This is a genomic window from Defluviitalea raffinosedens (assembly GCF_016908775.1).
GTDB lineage: Bacteria > Bacillota > Clostridia > Lachnospirales > Defluviitaleaceae > Defluviitalea > Defluviitalea raffinosedens.
On the sequence record NZ_JAFBEP010000004.1, the window covers coordinates 1 to 21,050 of the forward strand.

The window sequence follows — 21,050 nt, forward strand, 5'->3', positions numbered from 1 at the left end:
TTATACTTTTATATTTTTACCTTTCCTCTGTTTTGTTTTTAACACTCCATTAAATACTAATAGTTATGTGTTAAATAATAAATATATAAATAATTCCTTAAATATTTATATTTTATTTATAGTGTGATTCACAATAATTAATATATTATTACTCTACGAAAATTGAGTGTAATAAAGTTTAGGTTTTCTTCACCAAACGTATGTACTTATAAAATGATCTGTGGTAAACTAAATTGAGAAGATAAAAAACTAAAAATTGTATTTACAAAACAAAAAAGGAAGTGACTTTATGAACTTACCTATTATTTCAGAGGATCAATATGATTCCAATGAGTTGTTGTATAACAACAATCAATATTCAGCTCATTGTGATATTTCCGATGATTCAATGCTGATTGAATTATGGCTTGATCAAAAAGCTCAAAGTTCAAGAAAGACATATCGAAGAATTGTAGACGAGTACATATTATTCATCAATAGTTTAGGTATAGAAAAACTTAGAGATGTTGGAGTATATAACGCAAACAATTATAAGCAAGCTCTGAAGGCGCATGTTAAAGCAAATGGTAAATCTCTTGCCCCCTCGACCATTTCTCAAAGAATTAACACTATAAGCAGTTTGTATACCTTTGGAAAAGATTCTGGCTATTTTTTAGTAAATCCCTTTAGACTTCTGAAGAAACCCAAATTTGATAATAAAAATCAACATAAGTTCCTCTCCGTGAAAGAAGTGGATTTGCTCTTAAAATCTTTAAAAGCAAGCAGTAACGATAAAATTCTCTCTAATAGAAATTATACAATAGGGGTTATGCTGCTCTTTACCGGCTTAAGAATCAATGAGCTTCTCTCTATTAACTGGGGGGATTTTTATCTAGATCACTCCAATAATATTGGGGTGCGGATTAAAGGAAAAGGCGCGGACTGGAGAGTTGTAAAAATAAGAAAAGACTTATGGTTTTACATTGTACAGTATAGAAGGGACTTTGGCCTATCCTATGAAATGGATCCTAATAATCAAGAACCTCTTTTTGTAAATATTCATGGACAGAGACTATCGTATTCCTATGTCAGAAAGCTGCTGGAGCAAGCTGCAATAAATGTAGGTATCAGAAAGAAAGTTACTCCCCATTGGTTCAGACACACTTCTGCCAGCTTGGCATTAATGAATGGAGCCGATATCAACAGAGTAAAAGATCAATTTGGCTGGAAAAACCTCCTTACGCCTTCCAGGTATCTGCATAATTTAAAGAAACTAGACGAAACCGCAACAGATTTTATACCTATAAAAATATAATACTCCGGATAATACATGTAACTTGAATCGGAATGATGAGACAGATATAATGAAAAAGTCTAAATTGAAGATAAATTTGATCGGAAGGAACATGAAATCATGAAATTGCAAAAGTTACTTAGTTATGTACGCCGTGCGGTAGATGATTACAATATGATCAAAGATGGGGATCGGATTGCTGTTGGAATATCAGGGGGCAAAGACAGTTTAACACTTCTTCTGGCGTTAAAAAGCCTTCAAAGATTTTATCCTGAAAAGTTTGAATTGGAAGCCATTACGATATCCCTGGGATTTGATAATTTCGATCTGGAAGCTGTCAAGAAAATGTGTGATGAGATTGGTGTAAGATATACGGTTCAAGATACCTATATCGGTCAAATTATATTTCAGGAACGAAAGGAAAAAAACCCCTGCTCTCTTTGTTCTAAAATGAGAAAAGCCGCATTATACGATGTGGCAAAGAAACTGGGCTGTAATAAAATCGCCCTTGGACATAATAAGGATGATGTGATTCAAACTTTGCTTCTTTCTATGTTTTATGAAGGAAGAATACATACTTTCTCTCCTGTTACCCATTTAGAAGATATTAATTTACATTCTATACGTCCATTAATCTACGCACCTGAAAAAGAAGTCATTTCTTTTTCCAGAAAATATGGACTTCCCGTTGTAAAAAGTCCTTGTCCTGCAGATGGAAAAACAAAGAGAGAAGATATGAAAATATTCATCAAACAACTTCGCAAACAATATGACCATTTCGACAGCCGAATGTTTGGCGCGATTCAACGTTCCTTTATCGATGGCTGGAATATCGAGAGAAAAACACCTTAAAAAGGTGTTTTTTCATTGTCTGATAAATTATCTTTAAAAACATCGATATATATTTGCTTATTCTTATTGACTGCTGCATACATTACATCCTTAAAATCCGATATCCCCTTTAAGTTAAGCTGTTTTTTTAGCCATTTTTCATCGATGTGCATGATCTTAAGATTTTTATGGATTAATTTCCCATTTAGTATTACTGCAGTAAAAGGTTCTCTACTATCAGGCATAAGCCCTATATCCTTTAAAGTAACAGGCTCTTGATCTTCATATCTCATAATACTTAAATTGCCATTACTTTCTACAATGGCATATTTTACATCTTTTATATCAAATACATTTCCGATACGCAGCTGCTCCTGCAAATCATTAATACTGTATAAACATCTTTTTAAATTTTCTTCTAATATTTTTCCTTGCTGAATAACGATAATTGGTTCCCCTTGGAATATCGTCTCTAATTCTTTGCTTTTTATGGATAAATAGGACATACACCAGGTAAGAATCCCAAATAGGAATAATCCTATTAAGTGATGCCATGTTCTTTGATTTAAGTCCGTTGCCAGGGTGGCTGCGATAGATCCAAAGGTAATGCCATTGATATACTCATATACTGTTAACTGTGCGATTTGCTTTCTTCCAAGAAGCCTTGCAATAAACCAGATTCCGAAAAAAGCCAACAAAGTTTGTATAATAATTTCAACAACAACCTTCAATTTCCAACCTCCAGACATAAAAAAATATTTACTGCAGATAATAACCATAATTCACTAAGTTACTTCGGAGGGAAAAATATGTCATTATGGCTGCAAGCCTTGCTTACAATAGTATTTATCATTGCATGTATTCTTATAATTTATTATCTCCAAAAGAAGAAAAAAATCTAACATCATATTTTAATTTGCCATATCGAACATCTATTTGTATAATATTTTTATACATACAAATCTTTGGAGTGTGATTCTATGGCAGATTTAAGTTATCACGAACAACAAAAACAAAAAAATACGCTAAGGCTTAGGGAACTTCTCTCCCAGCTTCCGCCCTTTGCTTATGAATTTTTCCGTGGAATAGAACCTGTTACTTCCCCCAAAACCAGAATAGGTTATGCTTATGATTTAAGAATATTTTTTGAATACATCTTAGAAATCCACCCCACTCTGAAAAATAAATCAATAAATGAGTTATGTTTAAAAGACCTGGAAGAAATAACACCAGATCATATTGAAATGTTTTTGGAATATGTCACCTATTATAAAAAACCCCATCCTCAAAATCCACATAAAATCATTGAATACCAAAATGATGAGCGGGGTAAGGCAAGAAAACTGGCTGCCATTCGCACATTCTATACATATTTTCATAAAAAAAGAAAAATCAATGGAAATCCTTCCAGCCTGGTAGAAATGCCTAAAATTCATGAAAAAAATATTATCCGCCTGGAAATTGATGAAGTGGCAAAATTATTAGATGAAATAGAAAGCGGCGAAAAACTCACCGCCACTCAAAAAAGATATCATAATTACACAAAGGCGCGGGACTTAGCCCTTATCACTGTTTTACTTGGAACAGGAATTCGTGTATCTGAATGTGTTGGATTAGATATAAAGGATATTGATTTTGATGTAAATGGTTTAAAAATTACCCGTAAAGGCGGCAATGAAATGGTGATTTACTTTGGAGAAGAGGTAGAAGAAGCTTTGCAAAATTATTTAGCAGAAAGAAATAAAAAGCAACCAAAGCCCGGCCATGAAGACGCTCTTTTTCTATCCCTTCAAAATCAACGCATTTCTGTCCGATCCGTTCAGAATCTGGTTAAAAAATATGCGTCTTTAGTCACTACCATTAAAAAAATATCTCCTCATAAATTGAGAAGTACTTATGGAACCAATTTGTATCAAGAAACAGGAGACATCTACCTCGTAGCAGATGTATTAGGCCATAAAGATGTCAATACTACCCGAAAACATTACGCACAAATCGATGACCAGAGAAGAAGATCTGCAGCAAGAGCAGTAAAGTTAAGAAAATTATAACTGCCCATGATAAAAGTTATAACTTATATCGCCAGGCTGTATTTCAAAAATCATCCGATGCACAGAACGATCGCTTTTGCTGTGAAATAAAATTAAGGCCCAGAACAAATTTATATCTGGGCGTTGTTTATAAATAATATAATTATTACAAAATAGATTGATTTTTAGTTTCCGGCCTTGTAAACTGGTATGACAATTTTGTCTCCTGCATAAATTTTATCCGATTTCATATGATTAAATTCCATGATGGTAGATACATATTGATTGAGACTTTGATGGTCAGGTTTATATTGTTGGGCAATATTCCAGAGTGTATCACCTTTTTGAATATGTACTTGTTCGTATTTCTGAATTGGATTCTTTCTAATATGTTCTTTCTCTGTAGAACTATATATAATGACTGCAATAAACTGAAATACACAGATAAAGAATATAAGTAACAATATGAAACGATACCTTTGAAATGACTTTATCCTTAACATAGAACCCCTCCGAACATCTGTTTGTAATTATTATATGCGAACATACATTCTATGTCAATATTTTTATAGTTTTGGGGGGATCATTTTTACCCTTGCTATCGAACATTAGTTTTGATATTTTATAAGGTATATGCTATAATAAACCATATTACAGAGCGAGGTGACTATATGAGTATTAAAATTGGTGAAAAACAGAGAGAAATATTGGAATACTTAAAGAAAGAAATTAAAACCAAGGGTTATCCGCCTTCAGTTAGAGAAATATGTGATGCTGTGAATTTAAAATCTACTTCAACAGTTCATGGTCATCTCAACCGTTTAGAAAAAAAGGGTATGATTCGCAGAGATCCTACAAAGCCAAGAGCTATTGAAATATTAGATGATTCATTTTACGAAATACGCCATGAACTGGTTAATGTTCCTATCGTGGGTAAAGTTACTGCCGGACAGCCCATTCTTGCAGTAGAGAACATAGAAGACTATTTTCCACTTCCTGTAGAATATGTAAAAAACGATACAGTATATATGCTGCATATACAGGGAGATAGTATGATTGAAGCAGGCATCTTCAACAATGACCTGGTTTTAGTCAGAAAACAAAGCAGTGCCGAAAACGGTGATATTGTTGTCGCCTTAATTGAAGATTCCGCCACTGTAAAACGTTTCTTTAGAGAAAAAGACCATATTCGTTTACAGCCGGAAAATTCTGCAATGAATCCCATCATTGTTCGGGATGTTACCATACTTGGTAAAGTCATAGGATTGTTCAGGAAATTTTAATTAAAGTATTAGATCTTTTAGGAGTTGACAGTATGAATAATGGATTTATCAGAATTGGAGCCGCTGTACCCAAGGTAACGGTTTGTGACTGTAAAAAGAATACGGATGAAATCATTCAACTCATTGAAAGCGCTAAAAAAAATAAGGTTCAAATACTGGTATATCCGGAATTATGTATTACAGGATATACTTGTGGAGATTTATTTGAACAAGGAATTCTTTTAGAAGAAGCCAAGAAAGCCTTGCAGCGTATTTTAGACTACTCTCATCATCTGAATATGTTGATTGTAGTCGGTATGCCAATAGCTGCGGATGAACAGCTTTTTAACTGTGCAGTACTGCTGCTTCATGGAAAAATCTTAGGGGTTGTCCCAAAAACCTCTATTCCCAACCATGGAGAATTTTATGAGCGAAGATGGTTTTCATCCTCTTTTAGCAGAATTAGTGATGAAATAGAAATTTGCGATCAAACTGTTCCTTTTGGTACCGACCTTTTATTTAGAAGCAAGGAGAATCCGTCTCTTTGCATTGGCGTTGAAATATGTGAAGATGTATGGACGCCTATCCCACCCAGTTCCTTTCAATGCCTTCACGGAGCTTCTCTTATTTTAAACCTTTCTGCCAGCAATGAAGCCGTTGGAAAAAGTGATTACAGAAAGAACCTGATTGGACAGCAATCTGCTCGATGCATGGCAGGATATGTTTATGCTTCTTGTGATTACGGCGAATCCACTACAGACATCGTTTTCGGAGGTCATTCCATGATTTTTGAAAATGGCATCCTCCTTAAAGAGAGACCGCCTTTTGCGGAAGATACTTCTCTTATATTCAGTGAACTGGACTTGGAACGCTTGGCCGCAGAACGCAGGAGATCATCAAGTTTTATGAGTTTAATTGGTAGCCATATGAATTATTCAAACAAATACAGAATGATTCCATTTTGTTTATCCTCAGAGACGATACCTCATTTAACAAGATCCATCGATCCTCACCCTTTTGTACCTTCCAATCGGGAGTCCAGAGAGCTTCGATGCAAGGAAATTTTTTCTATTCAAGTTAATGGACTTAAGAAGCGCCTGGAGCATACAGGTGCTAAAACCGCTGTTGTAGGTATCTCAGGCGGATTAGACTCCACTCTTGCCCTACTGGTTTGTGTTGCTGCTTTTGATCAATTGAATATGGATCGTAAAAATATTTTTGGAATAACTATGCCAGGCTTTGGTACTACCGATAGAACCTACAACAACGCTCTTGATTTAATGAGAAATTTAGGAGTTACCATTCGTGAGATTCCTATTGCCGATGCCTGTATGCAACATTTCAAAGATATTGGACATGATCCTTCTGTTCATGATGCCACATATGAAAATACTCAGGCAAGAGAACGAACACAAATTTTAATGGATATTGCCAATAAAGAAGGCGGTCTTGTAATCGGCACCGGAGATCTTTCCGAACTGGCCCTTGGGTGGGCTACATACAATGGAGATCATATGTCCATGTATGGCGTTAATGGAAGTGTTCCAAAGACCTTGGTTCGAAGTCTGATTTCTTGGATTGCCGAGACCAAAATCGATGCAAATGCAAAAGCCACCTTAATAGATATTTTAAATACACCTGTCAGTCCCGAGCTTCTTCCTCCTACAGAAGACGGAGACATTGATCAAAAAACAGAAGACATTGTAGGACCTTATGAACTGCATGATTTCTTTTTGTATTATGTTGTTCGCTTTGGATTTTCTCCTTCTAAGATACTTTACCTGGCTGAACATGCCTTTAAGGAAAAATATAACCGTGAGACGATTTTAAAATGGATGAAAGTTTTCTACAGAAGATTCTTTTCCCAGCAGTTTAAGCGTTCATGTCTTCCAGATGGCCCCAAAGTCGGTTCAGTTTCCCTCTCTCCCAGAGGAGACTGGAGAATGCCCAGCGATGCTTCTTCAAGGATATGGTTGGATGAAATTGAAGAAATGATTAACGGTATAAAAAAATGAGAATGGATATCCATTCTCATTTTTCATTATACATTATATATGTAACAATCCTTGATTAACCATTTTTTGTACCGCCATCATGATGCCTATTTTAGCATGATGCCAGGACAGTCCTCCTTGCAAAAATACCGTATAAGGGGGTTTAATAGGTGCGTCGGCACTGAGTTCAATAGATGAACCCTGCACAAAAGCACCGGCTGCCATTATGACTGGACAATCATATCCAGGCATGTCCCAAGGTTCCGGCACAACATAACTATCTACAGGAGAACCTTTTTGAATACCTTGACAAAAGGCAATAAGGTTTTCTGGATTTTTCATCTGTATAGCCTGAATGATATCATACCTTTTTTCAGTAGATGTGGGCATGACATCAAATCCTAAGGTTTCAAAGATTTTTGATGCAAAAACAGCTCCTTTTAAGCTTCCTGAAACTACTTGAGGCGCAAAGAAAAGCCCCTGAAGCACAGGCTGATTTAACCCCAATGTTGCTCCCACTTCTTTTCCCAAGCCCGGAGCTGTCAGGCGCACTGCTGCATTTTCTACATATTCTTCTTTACCAACGATATATCCTCCGATAGGGGCAATGCCGCCTCCCGGATTCTTAATAAGTGACCCTACAACTAGGTCCGCTCCTACTTCTGTTGGTTCCAGATAGTCTACAAATTCCCCGTAGCAATTGTCAACCATGCAGATAATATCTGATCGGATATTTTTAATAAACGCAATCAATTCTTTAATTTGTTCTACGGACAAGGTAGGTCTCCAGGTATAACCTTTTGAACGCTGAATAGTTACCATTTTTGTCTTAGGGGTAATTGCTTTTTCAATGCGCTCATAATCAAATCTACCATCTTTTAATTCTACTTGCTTGTAAATGACTCCATATTCTTTAAGAGAACCTCTGGTTTCTCGAATCCCTATAACTCCTTCCAGGGTATCATAGGGTTTACCAACTGGAGATAGGAGTTCATCTCCTGGTCTTAAGTTTCCAAACAGAGCCACAGTAAGGGCGTGGGTACCGGACATCAGTTGAGGACGAACAAGTCCTGCTTCCGTTCTAAATACATCTGCATAAATGTTTTCCACTGTATCTCTGCCAAGGTCATTATAACCGTATCCAGTGGTTGCTGCAAAATGAACATCACTAAGTTTATTCTTTTGCATAGCATGCAATACTTTTAATTGGTTGTATTCTGCAATAGCATCAATGTTTTTGAATTGAGATTCTATTTCTTTCTCAATATTGAAACAAAAATCAATAACCTTCGAATTTAGTCCGAATTTTTCAGATAGTATTTGCTCAATAGATTCTGCCATTGTATTAAGTCTCTCCTTTTTTAATTTCGAAGATATTCTATCATATATAATAAAAAAAGTATACACAATAAAAAGGACGAAATCGTCCTTTTTATTATATATACACTTTATTATTCTTCATCACTTTTATCCTGATTATAATTAAAAGAAATTGGTTTAGCAGGTACAATTGTAGAAATTGCGTGTTTATAAATCATCTGTTGTTTTCCTTCACTATCTAATATAAGAATAAAGTTATCAAACCCTTTAACTAATCCTTTTAATTGAAATCCATTGGTTAAAAAAACTGTAACCATGATTTTTTCTTTTCGAACTTGATTCAAGAAAACGTCTTGAAGATTGATCGCTTTGCTCACCGTAATCCACTCCTCTTTATATTTAAGTAATGTATGTATCTATATCCCTATTTTATATGATTATACCAATTTCTTCAATATAATTTATCATATTCAGTACAATTTTCTCTATATCAAAGTCCATTGCCTCAACATCAATCCAGTAAGGATCTTCCTGTCTTCTGAACCATGTTAACTGTCTTTTTGCAAAATGTCTTGTATCTCTTTTTATAATATAGATCGCTTCCTCAAGGGATATTTTACCTTCAAGATATTGAACCAATTCTTTATAGCCCAGCCCCTGCATGGATACAAGATGGGGGGAATACCCTTTATCCAGTAGCCCTTTTACTTCATCTACCAGCCCTGATTGAATCATCAGATCCACCCGTTGATCAATTCTACGGTATAAAGTGTCTCTATCCATTGTTAAACAGAAAAACGCCGTATGATAAGGACTTTCTTTCGCTTTTTCCCTTTCATTGTGCTTAGAAATTGGCTCATGGGTCTGATGATAATATTCCAAGGCGCGAATAACTCTTTTTAAGTTATTGGGATGAATCGTGGCAGCAGAAACCGGATCTACTTTCTTTAGCATTTGATGGATATAATCATTGCCTTCTGCATTTGCCAACTCTTGTAATCGATTACGATATTCGACATCCACATTAGTTTCCATAAAATTAATATCGTAAACTAAAGCTTGGATATAGAATCCAGTTCCTCCTGCTAATATAGGTATATGATGATTTTCATAAATTTTCTTCATATATTTCTTTGCTTTTTGCTGAAAAATGGCTACACTGAAATCTTCTTTCGGATCTATTTCATCAATCAAATAATGGGGAACTCCATCCATTTCTTCTTTTGTGGGCTTAGCTGTGCCGATATCCATATATTTATAAACCTGCATAGAGTCCCCCGATATGATTTCTCCATGAATTCTCTTTGCCAGCTCAATAGAGATCTTTGTTTTCCCTGAGGCAGTGGGACCTGCGATAACAATTAATGGTTTTTTCATTTTTTCCTCCATTTTACTGAACCCTCTTAAACTTTTTTTCCAGTTCATATTGGCTCATCGATATGATCGTTGGTCTTCCGTGGGGACATGTATAGGGATTTTCAAGGGTAAATAGCTCTTCAATCAAAGCCCTGCTCTCTGCATAACTTAGCTTATCCTTGGCTTTTACAGCACTTTTACAGGAAAAAGTTGCAATGGTATTTAACTTCATATCATAGGCATTTTGAATGTGTTCATCATTTAAAAACGCATCTACTATATCCAAGAAAAACCCACTGTCCACAGGACCGTCAAATAGCATAGGCAGGGCACGAATTACGTAACTCAAGTCCCCAAATTCTTCGATTTCAAATCCAAAATCTGCAAACAATTGTCTGTTGTCTTCTATAACTTCTTTTTCCTTGGGCGAAACATTAATTACCAGAGGCTGAAGCAAAGTTTGAGAATGAATATTACCTGATTTAAAACTGTTCATAAACTTCTCATAAAGTATTCTTTCATGGGCGGCATGCTGGTCCACAACATACATCATTCCCTCTTGTTCTACGATCCAATAAGTTTTAAAAACCTGCCCTATAATGGTATAATGTTTTGGAATAGACTTTGGTTCCGATAAAGCTTCTTTTTCATTATTTATACTTATAGCAGATATGTCTTCTTTAACTTTCAAGATCTCGTCTGAATGAGAAGGGGCTTTAGGAGTATATCCATCATTGGACTCTTTTATATCACCTAATGTATCTTTTGTAAAATCTTTAGATGGTTCTTGCTTTATAGTCTCCTCAGAAAATGAAATATTTCTTTTAATCTCAAAGGGTTCAGGCAGTTTTCCCTGTATAACCTCAGTTTGAAATAGTTTTTCTTTTTTAGGAGTTTCCCAAGTCACTTTTGGAATCAAATCTTCCTGTTTTAAATTCTTTCGAATCGATTCCACAACAAAATAATAAATCTCTTCCTCATCACGAAAACGTACTTCCACTTTGGTAGGATGCACATTCACATCGATTTTATTCGGATCAATATAAATATGAAGAACCACCACAGGAAATTTATTAATGGGAAGAAGAGTTTTATAGGCTTCTTCCACTGCAGACTCAAGGATTTTACTTTTAATGTATCGTCCGTTGATGTAGAAATTCTCGTATGACCTGTTGGCACGATTCACCTCGGGTTTACCTATTAATCCTGTTATTTTTAAGTTATTATTCTTCTCTTCAATTGAAATCATCTTTTTTATGACTTCTTTTCCATATACATTAAAAACAGCATTTCTTAAATCATTGTTTCCTGAGGTATGAAATACAATCGAGTTATTGTTAATATATTTAAAGGATACTTCCGGATGTCCAAGAGCAGTTTTATAAACAATATCGCTAATATAGGACCCTTCCGTAGAAGGCTTCTTTAAGAACTTTTTTCTGGCAGGCACATTGTAGAATAAATTTTTTACAATCAATGTAGTGCCTTCAGGACATCCTATTTCCTGTTCTGCTTTCAATTGTCCTCCATGGATTTCAACTCGTTTGCCAGTGACATCACCTACAACCTTTGTAATCATTTCTAACTGTGATACGGCAGCAATGCTTGCTAAAGCTTCTCCTCTGAATCCCAGAGAATCGATATGATTTAAATCTTCCACTTTATAAATCTTGCTGGTCGTATGTCTTAAAAAAGCAGTAGTGACTTGATCTTTAGGAATCCCTACGCCATTATCGGTAATTCGAATAAGGGAGATCCCCCCGTCTTTAATCTCTACAGTAATTGCACTGGCCCGAGCATCTATTGAATTTTCTATAAGTTCCTTCACTACAGAAGCTGGTCTTTCAACCACTTCCCCTGCAGCAATCTTATTAATGGTATGCTCGTCCAATTTGTGTATTGGATTCAAAAAATCACCTCATTAGATCAGTGTCTTGGCTTTTTTTATCATATCATAGAGTTTTTGCATAGCATCCATAGGTGTCATATTCAATACATCGATATTTGCTATATCCTGGATAAATTCATTTTGAGCAGTTGAAAATAAATCCAGTTGAGTCGGATGAGCATTCTCCTTTTTGGCTTTTGGATCTTGAACTGTGATATTTTGTGCAGGTTTATTGATATCTGCTTCTTCCAATTGGGATAATATAATTTTGGCTCTATCGATAACTTCACCCGGCAGTCCTGCTAATTTTGCCACCTGAATCCCGTAACTGTGGTCCGCTCCTCCACGCTTGATCTTTCTCAGGAAAATGATATTGTCTCCTTTTTCCATTACATCAATACAGTAATTTTTTACTCCTGACAGTTTCCCTTCTAACTCAGTAAGCTCATGATAGTGGGTGGCAAATAAAGTTTTGGCACCTATTTTACTCTTATCACTGATATATTCGATCACTGCCCAGGCAATGCTTAATCCATCGAATGTACTGGTTCCTCTGCCGATTTCATCCAGTATCAGAAGGCTTTTATGGGTTGCATTATGAAGGATATTGGCCACTTCGGACATTTCCACCATAAAAGTACTTTGTCCTGAAGCTAAATCATCAGAAGCGCCAACTCGGGTAAAGATTCGGTCTACAATCCCTATTTCTGCACTTTCCGCAGGAATAAAACTCCCAATCTGTGCCATTAATACAATCAATGCAACTTGCCTCATATAAGTGGATTTCCCGGCCATATTGGGACCTGTAATGATTGCCAATCTATTCTCATTCTCATCTAAATAGGTATCATTGGAAATAAACTGTTCCATTGGCATCATTTTTTCTACAACCGGATGCCTGCCGTTCTTGATGTCAATCGTATCTTTTTCAGTGACTACTGGTTTTACATAGTTCTGCTTATCTGCTACTTCTCCCAGAGACTGAAGAACATCAATCACAGCAATTTGCTTGGCTGCTCTTTGAATTCTCTCTACTTCACCACTGATATGTTCTCTTACTTCAACAAAAAGCTGATATTCCAGTTCCATTACTTTTTCTTCTGCACCCAGGACGGTTTCTTCTAGTTCTTTTAATTCTGGCGTAATGTATCGTTCCGCATTGGCCAAAGTTTGCTTTCTAATGTATCGGTCAGGAACCGAATCAAAATTAGATTTTGTTATTTCAATAAAGTAACCGAAAACTTTATTATATTTGATCTTTAAGTTTTTAATCCCGGTTTTTTCTTTTTCTTCGCTTTCTAATGCCGCAATCCACTGCTTGCCTTCTCTTTTCGCTTTTCTAAGCCTGTCCACTTCCGGATGATAGCCTTCTTTGATGATATCCCCCTCTCGGATAGAAACAGGCGGTTCATCAATAATCGCCCGGTCTATGAGCGCGTATATATCCTCTAATGTATCCAATTGATTGCATATTTCTTTTTGATACTGTGAGCTGCATTCAGAAAGCAATGTTCTAATATGGGGCAGTAATGAAATAGAATTTTTTAAAGCAATTAAATCCCGTCCGTTGACAGTTCCATAGATCACCTTGCTCATTAATCTTTCCAGATCATATATTCCGTTTAAAAGCTCTTTTAATTCTTCTCTAAGAATAGCATTATTTTTAAATTCCTCTACGCCATCTAAGCGTTTTCTTATTTGCTTGACATCCAAAAGAGGCTGTTCCAGCCATTTTCTAAGAAGTCTTGCCCCCATAGCTGTTTTGGTTCGATCCAGTACCCAAAGGAGCGAACCTTTTCTGGATTTTTCTCTTAGGGTTTCTGTTAATTCTAGATTTCTTCTTGAGGAAATATCCAGCCGCATATATTCTTCGATATAATATGGTGTAATCTCTACAACATGGCCTAAATTCACTTTCTGTGTATCATTTAAATATTCTAATAAAGCACCGGATGCTGAGATTCCAGAGGAGAATTCTTTTAATCCCAACCCATCCAGGTGATGGACATGAAAATGTTCACACAACCTTTTGTACGCCGTTTCGTAATCAAAACTCCATTCATTATATTCATTAATAAATGTATGGAATCTGTTTTTAATTTCCTCGATTAAACTTTGAAAGTTTGTAAAATCTTTATTACAAATTAATTCTGCAGGATTGTATTTAGCGATCTCTTCCATAAGTTTCTTTTGAATACCACTGCCAACGATTTCAGTTACCCGAAATTCTCCTGTTGTAATATCCACCACTGCAATTCCATAAGAATTCGTATCTGAGTAAATGCTCATTAAATAATTATTTTTTCCTTCCTCTAATACGTTGGTATCTATTAATGTACCTGGAGTTACAATTCTTATGATTTCCCTTTTGACAATTCCTTTTGCTGCTTTTGGGTCTTCTACCTGCTCACAAATTGCAACCTTATATCCTTTTTCCACAAGTTTATTGATATAAGTTTCTGCAGAATGATAAGGAACGCCGCACATAGGTGCCCGTTCCTCCAATCCACAGTCTCTTCCTGTTAAAGTAATTTCTAATTCTCTGGACGCCGTAAGGGCATCTTCAAAGAACATTTCATAAAAGTCTCCTAAACGAAAAAATAAAAGGCAGCCTTCACATTTTTTCTTTGTCTCTAAATACTGCTGCATCATTGGTGTAAGTGGCAATTTACCTTCCCTCCATACTTGCATTTCCTTTATACTCTTTGACCAATTAAATAGTAAGTTTTAGCTTCTGTAATCTCTACATTGATAAATTCTCCGATTAATGACGAATCCCCTTCAAAATGAACCAAATGACCAGACTCAGTACGTCCGGTAAGCAATTTCTCATCATTTTTACTTAAGTCTTCAACTAATATTTCGAGAGTTTTACCATGCAATGCCTGACTTTTTTCAGTAATAATAGGACGAAGCACTTCCTGGAGTTTGTTAAATCTCCTGCTTGAAACCTCTTCAGGAACCTGTTCTTCCATTACCGCTGCAGGGGTACCCGTTCGTTTGGAATATATAAAAGTATAGGCTCCACTGAATTGAACTTGTCTTACAATATCCAGTGTATCTTCAAAATCTTCCTCTGTTTCTCCCGGAAAGCCTACAATGATATCTGTTGTCAAAGCAATATTAGGAATTTCACGCTGAATTTTTTTCGCCAAATCAAGATACTGCTCTTTTGTATATCTTCTATTCATGGCTTTAAGAATCTTGGTACTGCCTGCCTGGAATGGAAGATGTAAAGATTTGCATACCTTGTCACAATCTCTCATAGCTTCAATAAGCTCATCGGAAAGGTCTTTTGGATGAGATGTCATAAATCTTATACGTTTTAATCCTTCTATCTCATTGACTTTTCTAATAAGTTGTGCAAACGTTACTTTATCTTCTAAAGTCTTTCCATAGGAATTAACATTCTGTCCGAGGAGCATGATTTCTTTCACGCCATCTGCCACCAAATCTTCGATTTCTTTTAGAATATCTTCTGGCTTACGGCTTCTTTCTCTTCCTCTGACATAAGGAACAATACAATAGGTACAGAAATTATTACACCCGTACATAATATTGACACTGGCTTTAAATTTATGCTTTCTTATGCTGGGGAGATCTTCAACAATTTCCTTATGCTCTTTCCAAATATCAATGACAGTTCGCTTAGTCTCTAAATAGGTTTGAAGAAGTTCCGGCATTTTATACAAATTAAATGTACCAAAAATGATATCAACATGTTTATACTTTGTCCTGATGGTATTTAGAACCTCTTCCTGCTGCATCATGCAACCGCACATGGCAATAATCAGATCTTCATTCTTGTCTTTTAGATGCTTTAGATAGCCCAGTTTACCATATACTTTTTGCTCTGCGTTTTCTCTTACACAACAAGTATTGTATATGATAAAATCTGCTTTTTCTTCTTCTTCAGCTTTCATATAGCCAATTTGCTCCAACATCCCCTCTAATTTTTCTGAATCGTGAGCGTTCATTTGGCAGCCAAAGGTAGAAATATAATAATACTTTTGCTTTCCTGTTCTTGCTTTAATAAGATCATTATCATTCCTTAATTGCTTAATGATTTCCTCTTGTCGTAGTGCTTCCTCAGATGTCACGATACATGGTGTCGGTCTTTTACTCATCTATATGAATCCTCCTTAATAGTCTTGTATGCCTTAAAGTTAATTTTACATAATCGAACAAATAATTGCAAGTCATCATACAAATTGGAGTATGATCATTCAAACTTTCCCAAGAAAGAATTGCGGCCTTAGGACTCTCGCACCGAGCCTAGTCGGCAAATCTTACAAAATTCAATACGCACGAGCGTGCATTCTGCCCGGAGTTTTTTTGATATAGGAAATCTGGAGGAATTTCCTATATTATAAAAAAAGATTCTCTAAGAGATAGAGAATCTAAAAATATTAAATCCATATAAAAGAAACAATACTTCGATATACACTTTCACAAATGCCTTTGGTTGTAATACGTTATCACACTACCTGTTTTGCCAGTTTCTCTTTAATAAGTCCCTTGCGGTATGCATCTAAAAGCATTTCAATATCACAGATTTGTGCAAATAATTTTTTTCCGTTATCTGTATCTTTGACTCTTTTCCTTTCTGCTTCCTGTTCCAAGATTTCATAAGTAGAAAGAATATCTTTTTCTTCTTGAATCGCCTTAATCGTAGATTCGAAAGGTTCATGGGATACCAATAGAAGGCCATATGAATTATATATGAGTGTATAGCCGGCAATGCCTGTATAAGCCTGATAAGCCTTTGAAAAACCTCCATCTATGACCAAAAGTTTTCCATTGGCTCTTATGGGACTTTCGCCTTTTTTAATACGCACAGGTACATGGCCGTTTATGATATGCGACGTTTTGGGATCAAGCCCAAAATCTTCAAAAATCATATTGCAAACTTTCTCATCCATTAGTTCGTAGTAATAAAATTTTCTCTCTATATGAGTTTCCTTCTCTTCTATAAAATATCTTTCAAATACTGCCATTTTATCCTTTCCATATAGAGGAGAATCGCTTCCATTCCATAAATACCATATGATATCCATACCGTATAATTTGGCTTCTGGATCATTTTTATTAAAATAAGCTTCTCGTACCAAAACATCCAGCCGGTCTAACAGACTTTTACCGCTGTATTCTTTTCCTGAGGCATCTAATTTTACTTTTTTAAAGGTTTTGTCTTTATTTAAAGGAATACAGCCATGATATAATAAATTAGAATTATACTTTAGATACATACTTCCATTAGAAAGAAGAAACCTTACATGGCTTTGAAGCTTTTCACTATTTAGAAAAGAAGATTTAAGCTTCTCAATCAGTTCTTTTTCTTCAGGCATCAGTTGATAAGGATTACTGGGGTCAATTGTCGGAAAATAAGTATCTTTTAATTTATACGTTTTACCGTTTAGCGTAATTACCCCTTCTTTATAATCGATTTTATGGAGCAAAAGTCTCTCATCCATATTAAAATATGGGCGCCTTTTAATGATTTCTCCTTCCAGCTTAAATTGAATCATTGCAATCGCTTTATGCATTTTTGCAATCAGTTTAGCATCTTTTTCATTGGCATCTTGATCAATAGCTTTAGGCATGAAGGCTAAACATTCGTCATCTTTATAATGCTCCATAGCAAACGTAGCCAAAGGCAGTATGTTAATACCATAACCGTCTTCAACTGTATCTAAATTGGAATATCTGCAACATATTCTAAGAACATTGGCAATACATGCTTCGCTTCCTGCTGCTGCCCCCATCCAAACGATATCATGGTTGCCCCATTGGATATCTACAGAATGATAATTCATCAAGGTATCCATTATAAGATGGGCTCCCGGGCCTCTGTCATATATATCACCGATAATATGTAACCTGTCGATCACCAATCTCTGAATCAGCTTAGATAAAGCAATGATAAATTCTTTGGCCCTTCCCACGGATATGATGGTTTTGATGATTTCACTGTAATACTCTTCCTTATCCTGTCTGTCGGATTGCTCATGTAAAAGTTCTTCTATGATATACGAAAAATCCTCAGGCAGCGCTTTTCTTACTTTTGAGCGGGTATATTTTGATGACACGTATCTGCAAATTTCAACCAGCCTGTATAAAGTAATTTTGAACCAGTCTTCAATATTTTGCTCCTCTTTTAAAATGATTTCTAGTTTTTGCTCAGGATAATAGATCAGTGTTGAAAGACTTTTTATATCCTTTTGACTTAAAGTATTTCCGAATATCTCATTAATTTTTTGTTTTATAACCCCTGAACCATTTTTTAAAACATGATTAAATGCTTCATACTCTCCGTGAATATCCGTTAAGAAATGTTCTGTGCCTTTGGGAAGATTTAGAATGGCTTTCAAATTAATTATTTCTTTGCATGCAGATGCAATGGTCGGATACTTGGTTGATAGAAGTTCTAAATATTTTAAATCTTGATCTGTATAAGACATGTCAATTCCTTCTTTCCATTCAATCTTTACATCAGCTCTTACAATTAGATTATAACATAAAAGAGTTAATAAAATTATCCTGCATAAAAAAAGAACTACTTTTGTAGTCCTTTATCCTTCTCTTACAGAATGAATGTACTGACTAATTTGACTCATCTCTTCCTGATTATTTGTAAAAATTGTATCTGTTTTTTCGGTTTCAAAATTTTTAAGATATATTTTCATTGTACCGTTTTCATTTTCTGTACGGATACATCGGTAACCTTGTTCATACATTTCTTTTAAACTTTCCAAAGTATTATTATTCAAGTGATCATCTCCTTTTAACATTATCATAACAATAATCCATCATTACTATTCATAAAGAAGAAAATTACAGTTTACCGTAAAAATTTTATGTATATTGAAATAATTTTCTATTATAATAGAGCAATTTGTGATATAATATAAATAACCCTTTAAAAAATTAAATTACATATTACGATTGGGGGCATTGCTATGTATGTTAAAAACAGAATGAATACCAATGTAATTACGATCACCGAAGATGCTTCTATTTCTAAGGCATTTAATTTAATGATGGAACATGGCTATTCTCAGCTTCCTGTAGTTAGAGACGGCAAATTAGTTGGCCTTGTTACAGAAAAAGTTCTTACTGAAGTTAGCCCATCCAAAGCCACTTCTTTAAGTGTCTATGAAATAAATTATCTTCTTTCAAAAACAAAGGTTAAAGATATAATGATTACTGACGTAATTACAGTAAATCCGGATATGCTCATTGAAGAAGCAGCTGTTATATTAAGAAGTAACGATATAGGTTCCCTTCCGGTTGTTATAGATAACAATGAACTTGTTGGAATCTTAACCCGTACAGACATATTTGATGCCTTTATTGAGTTCCTTGGAGCCAATGATCCTGGAACCAGAATTTCTCTTGAAGTAAAAGATGAATTAGGTACCTTAGCAGATATTGCAAGTATTATTAAGCAATACGGTATCAATATTCAACACGTCAGCAATTATTCTGTAAAAGAAGGTCAAAGTGAAATCATTATTCGTTTGAATACAACGGATGTCGATGATTTGATTGCTTCCTTGCAAAATCGAGGATATAATATTTTATCAATAATCAAAAAATAAAAAGAAGGCATATGCCTTCTTTTTTAGCCTAAATAAGCTTTTCTAACATTTTCATTTCCAAGAAGTTCTTTAGCATTTCCTTCTAAAACGACTTTTCCGGTTTCGAGAACATAAGCCCTGTTAGCAATGGATAAAGCCATATTGGCATTTTGCTCAACCAGTAATATGGTAGTTCCGGCTGCATTGATCTCCTGAATGATATTAAAAATTTCCTGAACTAAAATAGGTGCCAATCCCATTGAAGGCTCATCCATTAATAAAAGTTTTGGCTTAGACATCAATGCTCTGCCAATGGCAAGCATCTGTTGTTCTCCACCACTCATGGTACCTGCCAACTGATTAATCCTTTCTTTTAAGCGAGGAAACTTTTCAAACACCATTTCAATCATATTATTTGTTTCTTCTTTATTATTTCTGGTATAAGCGCCCATTTGCAAATTTTCCAATACAGTCATTTGTGCAAAAATTCTTCGTCCTTCTGGTACATGAGCAATTCCCATTTTTAATATTTCATGGGGTTCAATTTTATTGATCGATTGATTTTGAAATTTAATTTCTCCGGTTTTTGCCCTTAACAATCCGGAAATTGTATGAAGAATTGTGGTCTTACCTGCGCCATTGGCACCAATTAAAGTTACGATTTCTCCTTCATCAACATGAAAAGAAACGTCTTTAATAGCATGTATTGCTCCATAATATACATTGATTCCATTTACTGTTAGCATTTTTACCTCCTACTCTCCTAAGTAAGCCCCGATAACTTTCTTATTTTTCTTGATTTCCTCAGGAGTACCAGTTGCAATAATCATTCCATAATCAATTACAACTATTTTTTCACAAATTCCCATAACCAAACTCATATCATGCTCAATAAGCAGTATGGCTATTTTAAATTTGTCTCGAATAAAATGAATGGTTTCCATTAACTCTTTTGTTTCATTAGGATTCATTCCTGCTGCAGGCTCGTCAAGTAACAGCAATTTAGGATCTGCCGCTAAAGCTCTTGCAATTTCTAATTTTCTTTGCTGGCCATAAGGAAGATTTTTTGCTGTTAGATAGGCTGCTTGATCCATATCAAAAAGTTTTAATAATTCTAATGCTTTTTCGTGAATTTCCTTTTCTTCCTTCCAATATGAAGGCAGTCTAAATATCCCCGCACCAATTGAGTATTTCATCTTATGATGGAAGGCCATCTTAACATTGTCAATAACGGACAAATCTTTAAACAATCTTATGTTCTGAAATGTCCTTGAAATACCCTTCTGTACGATTTCATAAGGCTTTTTCCCGACAATATTCTCCCCATCTAGATTAATAATGCCTTCTGTTGGAAGATATACTCCTGTAAGTAAATTAAAAACAGTAGTTTTTCCGGCACCATTAGGTCCAATTAGCCCCATAAGTTGCTGTTCTTCAATCTTTATGTTAAAATCTCCAACTGCTCTTAATCCACCAAAAGTAATCCCTAAGTCCTTAGTTTCTAGCAATGCCATAG

At 35.2% G+C, this 21,050-nt stretch carries 18 protein-coding genes; 6 read left to right on the forward strand and 12 right to left on the reverse strand.

Annotation, left to right across the window (positions count from 1 at the left end; all coding sequences use genetic code 11):
* Nucleotides 1-289: 289 nt before the first annotated feature.
* Together JOD07_RS04315 and JOD07_RS04320 are read left to right on the forward strand one after the other, a co-directional pair.
* Nucleotides 290-1,294, forward strand: a complete 1,005-nt coding sequence (locus JOD07_RS04315; protein ID WP_204612474.1) for a tyrosine-type recombinase/integrase — start codon at nucleotides 290-292, stop codon at nucleotides 1,292-1,294.
* Nucleotides 1,295-1,393: 99 nt separating this feature from the next.
* Entirely contained in the window at nucleotides 1,394-2,125 is a 732-nt protein-coding gene (locus tag JOD07_RS04320; protein ID WP_180322424.1) for a tRNA 2-thiocytidine biosynthesis TtcA family protein, read from the forward strand.
* On the opposite strand, the gene JOD07_RS04325 is transcribed toward JOD07_RS04320, so the two are convergent.
* The gene (locus JOD07_RS04325; protein WP_204612476.1) at nucleotides 2,122-2,835 is read right to left on the reverse strand and encodes a DUF421 domain-containing protein; all 714 of its coding nucleotides are present in this window, start codon (nucleotides 2,833-2,835) and stop codon (nucleotides 2,122-2,124) included. The genes JOD07_RS04320 and JOD07_RS04325 overlap by 4 nt on opposite strands.
* 249 nt (nucleotides 2,836-3,084) lie before the next feature.
* On the opposite strand from JOD07_RS04325, the gene JOD07_RS04330 reads away from it, so the two are divergent.
* The gene (locus JOD07_RS04330; RefSeq protein WP_204612478.1) at nucleotides 3,085-4,155 is read left to right on the forward strand and encodes a tyrosine-type recombinase/integrase; all 1,071 of its coding nucleotides are present in this window, start codon (nucleotides 3,085-3,087) and stop codon (nucleotides 4,153-4,155) included.
* Between the two features lie 164 nt (nucleotides 4,156-4,319).
* Here JOD07_RS04330 and yneA read toward each other — a convergent pair whose 3' ends face one another.
* Nucleotides 4,320-4,637 carry a cell division suppressor protein YneA gene (gene yneA / locus JOD07_RS04335; protein ID WP_158739026.1) on the reverse strand — a complete coding sequence of 106 codons (318 nt, stop codon included), beginning with the start codon at nucleotides 4,635-4,637 and terminating at the stop codon, nucleotides 4,320-4,322.
* Between the two features lie 168 nt (nucleotides 4,638-4,805).
* Here yneA and lexA point away from each other — a divergent pair, with 168 nt between their 5' ends.
* The gene (gene lexA / locus JOD07_RS04340; protein ID WP_158739025.1) at nucleotides 4,806-5,417 is read left to right on the forward strand and encodes a transcriptional repressor LexA; all 612 of its coding nucleotides are present in this window, start codon (nucleotides 4,806-4,808) and stop codon (nucleotides 5,415-5,417) included.
* A 32-nt stretch (nucleotides 5,418-5,449) separates the two neighbouring features.
* Complete coding sequence (locus JOD07_RS04345) at nucleotides 5,450-7,411, forward strand: NAD(+) synthase (RefSeq protein WP_158739024.1); 1,962 nt, start codon at nucleotides 5,450-5,452, stop codon at nucleotides 7,409-7,411.
* A 33-nt stretch (nucleotides 7,412-7,444) separates the two neighbouring features.
* Here the strand turns inward: JOD07_RS04345 and JOD07_RS04350 are convergent, their stop codons facing one another.
* The 8 genes from JOD07_RS04350 to JOD07_RS04385 all read right to left on the reverse strand — a co-directional run bounded on the left by JOD07_RS04350 (nucleotide 7,445) and on the right by JOD07_RS04385 (nucleotide 18,724).
* Nucleotides 7,445-8,731 (reverse strand): methionine gamma-lyase family protein, encoded by a 1,287-nt coding sequence (locus JOD07_RS04350; protein ID WP_204612487.1) that lies wholly within the window; start codon nucleotides 8,729-8,731, stop codon nucleotides 7,445-7,447.
* A gap of 110 nt (nucleotides 8,732-8,841) precedes the next feature.
* Nucleotides 8,842-9,087 carry an RNA chaperone Hfq gene (gene hfq, locus JOD07_RS04355; protein WP_158739022.1) on the reverse strand — a complete coding sequence of 82 codons (246 nt, stop codon included), beginning with the start codon at nucleotides 9,085-9,087 and terminating at the stop codon, nucleotides 8,842-8,844.
* Nucleotides 9,088-9,139: 52 nt separating this feature from the next.
* Entirely contained in the window at nucleotides 9,140-10,087 is a 948-nt protein-coding gene (miaA, locus tag JOD07_RS04360; RefSeq protein ID WP_243429245.1) for a tRNA (adenosine(37)-N6)-dimethylallyltransferase MiaA, read from the reverse strand.
* A 13-nt stretch (nucleotides 10,088-10,100) separates the two neighbouring features.
* Nucleotides 10,101-11,975 carry a DNA mismatch repair endonuclease MutL gene (mutL, locus tag JOD07_RS04365; protein WP_204612491.1) on the reverse strand — a complete coding sequence of 625 codons (1,875 nt, stop codon included), beginning with the start codon at nucleotides 11,973-11,975 and terminating at the stop codon, nucleotides 10,101-10,103.
* Between the two features lie 12 nt (nucleotides 11,976-11,987).
* Complete coding sequence (gene mutS, locus JOD07_RS04370; RefSeq protein ID WP_204612655.1) at nucleotides 11,988-14,606, reverse strand: DNA mismatch repair protein MutS; 2,619 nt, start codon at nucleotides 14,604-14,606, stop codon at nucleotides 11,988-11,990.
* A 44-nt stretch (nucleotides 14,607-14,650) separates the two neighbouring features.
* On the reverse strand, nucleotides 14,651-16,081 hold the full coding sequence (miaB, locus tag JOD07_RS04375) for a tRNA (N6-isopentenyl adenosine(37)-C2)-methylthiotransferase MiaB (protein ID WP_158739020.1): 1,431 nt from the start codon (nucleotides 16,079-16,081) through the stop codon (nucleotides 14,651-14,653).
* Between the two features lie 351 nt (nucleotides 16,082-16,432).
* Nucleotides 16,433-18,415 (reverse strand): fructose-1,6-bisphosphatase, encoded by a 1,983-nt coding sequence (locus tag JOD07_RS04380; protein WP_158739019.1) that lies wholly within the window; start codon nucleotides 18,413-18,415, stop codon nucleotides 16,433-16,435.
* A 111-nt stretch (nucleotides 18,416-18,526) separates the two neighbouring features.
* A complete protein-coding gene (locus JOD07_RS04385) occupies nucleotides 18,527-18,724 on the reverse strand; it encodes a hypothetical protein (RefSeq protein WP_204612493.1) in 198 nt (65 codons plus the stop codon).
* Between the two features lie 189 nt (nucleotides 18,725-18,913).
* Here JOD07_RS04385 and JOD07_RS04390 point away from each other — a divergent pair, with 189 nt between their 5' ends.
* Nucleotides 18,914-19,555, forward strand: coding sequence for a CBS and ACT domain-containing protein (locus JOD07_RS04390; protein ID WP_158739017.1), 642 nt, complete (start codon nucleotides 18,914-18,916; stop codon nucleotides 19,553-19,555).
* A gap of 23 nt (nucleotides 19,556-19,578) precedes the next feature.
* Here JOD07_RS04390 and JOD07_RS04395 read toward each other — a convergent pair whose 3' ends face one another.
* Together JOD07_RS04395 and JOD07_RS04400 are read right to left on the reverse strand one after the other, a co-directional pair.
* Nucleotides 19,579-20,280: an ABC transporter ATP-binding protein gene (locus JOD07_RS04395; RefSeq protein WP_158739016.1), complete on the reverse strand. Its 702-nt coding sequence runs from the start codon at nucleotides 20,278-20,280 to the stop codon at nucleotides 19,579-19,581.
* Between the two features lie 9 nt (nucleotides 20,281-20,289).
* Complete coding sequence (locus tag JOD07_RS04400) at nucleotides 20,290-21,048, reverse strand: ABC transporter ATP-binding protein (RefSeq protein ID WP_158739015.1); 759 nt, start codon at nucleotides 21,046-21,048, stop codon at nucleotides 20,290-20,292.
* Nucleotides 21,049-21,050: the final 2 nt, after the last annotated feature.

Excerpts from the sequence above, each read along its gene's own strand:
- JOD07_RS04315 (WP_204612474.1), top strand. The coding sequence starts at position 290 with ATGAACTTACCTATTATTTCAGAGGATCAATATGATTCCAATGAGTTG.
- JOD07_RS04320 (WP_180322424.1), top strand. The coding sequence starts at position 1,394 with ATGAAATTGCAAAAGTTACTTAGTTATGTACGCCGTGCGGTAGATGAT.
- JOD07_RS04330 (WP_204612478.1), top strand. The coding sequence starts at position 3,085 with ATGGCAGATTTAAGTTATCACGAACAACAAAAACAAAAAAATACGCTA.
- JOD07_RS04400 (WP_158739015.1), bottom strand. The coding sequence starts at position 21,048 with ATGGCATTGCTAGAAACTAAGGACTTAGGGATTACTTTTGGTGGATTA.
- miaB (WP_158739020.1), bottom strand. The coding sequence starts at position 16,081 with ATGAGTAAAAGACCGACACCATGTATCGTGACATCTGAGGAAGCACTA.
- yneA (WP_158739026.1), bottom strand. The coding sequence starts at position 4,637 with ATGTTAAGGATAAAGTCATTTCAAAGGTATCGTTTCATATTGTTACTT.
- JOD07_RS04345 (WP_158739024.1), top strand. The coding sequence starts at position 5,450 with ATGAATAATGGATTTATCAGAATTGGAGCCGCTGTACCCAAGGTAACG.
- miaA (WP_243429245.1), bottom strand. The coding sequence starts at position 10,087 with ATGAAAAAACCATTAATTGTTATCGCAGGTCCCACTGCCTCAGGGAAA.
- JOD07_RS04380 (WP_158739019.1), bottom strand. The coding sequence starts at position 18,415 with ATGTCTTATACAGATCAAGATTTAAAATATTTAGAACTTCTATCAACC.
- mutS (WP_204612655.1), bottom strand. The coding sequence starts at position 14,606 with ATGATGCAGCAGTATTTAGAGACAAAGAAAAAATGTGAAGGCTGCCTT.
- JOD07_RS04390 (WP_158739017.1), top strand. The coding sequence starts at position 18,914 with ATGTATGTTAAAAACAGAATGAATACCAATGTAATTACGATCACCGAA.
- JOD07_RS04395 (WP_158739016.1), bottom strand. The coding sequence starts at position 20,280 with ATGCTAACAGTAAATGGAATCAATGTATATTATGGAGCAATACATGCT.
- lexA (WP_158739025.1), top strand. The coding sequence starts at position 4,806 with ATGAGTATTAAAATTGGTGAAAAACAGAGAGAAATATTGGAATACTTA.
- JOD07_RS04350 (WP_204612487.1), bottom strand. The coding sequence starts at position 8,731 with ATGGCAGAATCTATTGAGCAAATACTATCTGAAAAATTCGGACTAAAT.